The organism is Ameyamaea chiangmaiensis, from assembly GCF_013376175.1.
In the GTDB taxonomy this organism is placed as follows: Bacteria; Pseudomonadota; Alphaproteobacteria; order Acetobacterales; family Acetobacteraceae; genus Ameyamaea; species Ameyamaea chiangmaiensis.
This window is the reverse complement of the sequence record NZ_JABXXR010000259.1, coordinates 1-2,193: the sequence shown is the minus strand read 5'-3', so window position 1 is coordinate 2,193 and position 2,193 is coordinate 1. Positions and strand designations below refer to the sequence as shown.

At 54.2% G+C, this 2,193-nt stretch carries 2 protein-coding genes and 3 pseudogenes; 1 reads left to right on the top strand and 4 read right to left on the bottom strand.

Annotated features, from left to right (window positions below; translation table 11 throughout):
• A pseudogene (locus HUK82_RS16095) lies at window positions 1-100 on the top strand (IS5/IS1182 family transposase); the annotation flags it as partial.
• Window positions 101-119: 19 nt separating this feature from the next.
• On the opposite strand, the pseudogene HUK82_RS17735 reads toward HUK82_RS16095, so the two are convergent.
• The 4 genes and pseudogenes from HUK82_RS17735 to HUK82_RS16080 form a co-directional block, all read right to left on the bottom strand.
• Window positions 120-251, bottom strand: a pseudogene (locus HUK82_RS17735) (IS5/IS1182 family transposase); the annotation flags it as partial.
• Window positions 252-281: 30 nt separating this feature from the next.
• Window positions 282-431 (bottom strand): annotated as a pseudogene (locus HUK82_RS17730) (IS5/IS1182 family transposase); the annotation flags it as partial.
• 132 nt (window positions 432-563) lie between these two features.
• A complete protein-coding gene (locus tag HUK82_RS16085; protein ID WP_176614891.1) occupies window positions 564-1,283 on the bottom strand; it encodes a hypothetical protein in 720 nt (239 codons plus the stop codon).
• Window positions 1,284-1,426: 143 nt separating this feature from the next.
• On the bottom strand, window positions 1,427-1,930 hold the full coding sequence (locus HUK82_RS16080) for a DUF2628 domain-containing protein (RefSeq protein ID WP_176614890.1): 504 nt from the start codon (window positions 1,928-1,930) through the stop codon (window positions 1,427-1,429).
• Between the last annotated feature and the right edge of the window lie 263 nt (window positions 1,931-2,193).

Sequence of the window (2,193 nt, the reverse complement as noted above, 5' to 3'; positions counted from 1 at the left end):
GGATTACGAGCGCTACGCTTCAACGCTCGCAAGTCTCCATGTCGTCGCTTTCGCATGCTTCATGCTCAGAAACGCCGCTATACTCGCTCAAGGTGCATAACACCCTCTAGGGTCTGGACTCATTTTTTGAGGTAGAAGATGACGCTTGCTGCGATATGGATTGCGGACATGAACGTATGAGCGCAGCGGTCGTATCTGGTCGCCACCCGTCGCCAGTCCTTCAGCGTTGCGAACATGTTTTCGATGAGGTTGATGACGAAGGTAGGGATAGCATCCATCGGCGCATGTCCCTTTTTTATCCGGAGCCTCGAACCCGTACGGTGCGCTTTGAGATACGTCGCGTCGATCATCACCTTCTTGCGTTCTGAAGCCTCGGGCGCAGTGAAACATTCCATCATCCTCAAGAAGACACCCTTGTCACCCCACCGCTTTCAACGCTTATAAAACTTCTTGTGTAGCGTCTTCATATCAGCTTTCCAGAGCGGGGACTTTCGTCTGCGACGTCCAATAAGCAGGCGAATGGTGACATTAAAAAGCGATATGTATAGAGATTATAGGAAATCCTAATGGATCAGATCACGATCTTTCCCGTTCCCTGTCAGGAAATAGATGAGGGCAAGGTCGAGACCAACCATCCACCATCCGATTGCCATTTGAGTATAAAGGTTGACGTCCACCCCATAATGCCATCCTGCCTTACCCGCAATCTGAAGCACAGTTGTTAGCCCCAACCAAACGGTCATTGCGGCCAAGGCCAACTGGCGAGCAAAAATGCTGTGGCTTGGTTCGGCACCGCTCAGTTTCGTCAGTACAAGAGCGCCTCCAGTCGTTGCCGCCATTATCAAAATCCGTGCGTACATCGCGGTATCTGCGGTCGAGATACCGATAAGGTATGGACTGTCCCAGATTGAATGCAGCGACATCGGGATGACGATGCCTGCCAACCAAAAGCGCGAGGTGCGCCGTGCAACGATGATAAACGCAGCGGCTTGGATGGATAGGAAGACATGAAGTGCGGTTCCTATGTATAAGCCCACATAGGCTTGCAGCAACACGCGAGACATTACGCCATGCGGCATCGCATGAGCGATCGCCTCAATAACAGCAAAGCCCAGCGCGACCGCAGTCATTGCGTGTAACCGGTCGCCTGACGAGCGTATGTCAGGGTCGGCATCGGCCAAGGCAATGAAGAAAAGAAGCTTCAATCCCTCCTCCCGCACGCCAATAAGGCTTGCGCCAAGCCACCAAGGCATAAAACGGGCATGCAGCCAGCCTTCCGTCATCGACACACACGGTACTAGGAGTGGGAAGGCTAGAAGGCATCGGAGCCATAGGCTGGCAGGCATTGCTGCCCCGAATCGCCAGAAAGACCAAGTCATGATGAGAGCAGTGGTCGCAAAACCAGCCAAGCTGACGACCAAAGCGGTCATGGCAAAAAGACGCCGCCGAGATGCGGCAGGAGGCTGTGCAGTATCGCCACAGCAAATGCGACCCACATCCCACCTGCCAGAAGACCGCCAAGCCAGGAGGTCCCGCCTGCCGCCTCGAGATAAGCGATCCGGTTAGAGGTGGACAAGCCGAGTCGGCTGGCGCGATTACTACGTTGCAGAAAGGCTATAGCATATAGTCGTCTGGCCATGAATGGAGGCAAGACAAGACAGCCGACCACCAAGGCGCCATTCACGGCCAGCGGCCCTCTCCCATAAATGTCGAGGGTGGAAATGAGTACAGGGAGCATCAGCATCAGAGAGCCAACCAAATAAAGCCTACGCCAATAAAACCAAGCGAACGAGAAGACGAGCGCCGCCCAGATCGGTGCACGAATGTGTTGGTGCAATCGCAACGATGAGGAACCGACCCGGCAAAAGGCAGAGAATTCGGCGGTCTCCAACTGCGTTACCAGTTCATGCCGCTCTGGAAAGATCGTCATGCAGCCCTCTCTAGTGCCAGTGCGATCCGAGTGAACCGCTTCAGGATTGGCGAGTAACGATCTTCGCACGCCTCGCGCTGTGTCAGCTACGGGGAAACGACGCGCTGCGCTCTGGCGTCCGGGAAGAGCGCTGACATAGCTTGATCAAGTTTCTTGGACGCGCCTGTGACCAGCCAGACGTTCGATTGTGTCATGTGCAGATCCTTTTTCGATCCAGCTCGTTTAAGTGTGGATTTTTGTGTTTCAGTTCTCGATATCGCCAT

Coding starts and splice junctions, on each gene's coding strand:
- HUK82_RS16085 (WP_176614891.1), bottom strand. CDS start 1,283: ATGACGGAAGGCTGGCTGCATGCCCGTTTTATGCCTTGGTGGCTTGGC.
- HUK82_RS16080 (WP_176614890.1), bottom strand. CDS start 1,930: ATGACGATCTTTCCAGAGCGGCATGAACTGGTAACGCAGTTGGAGACC.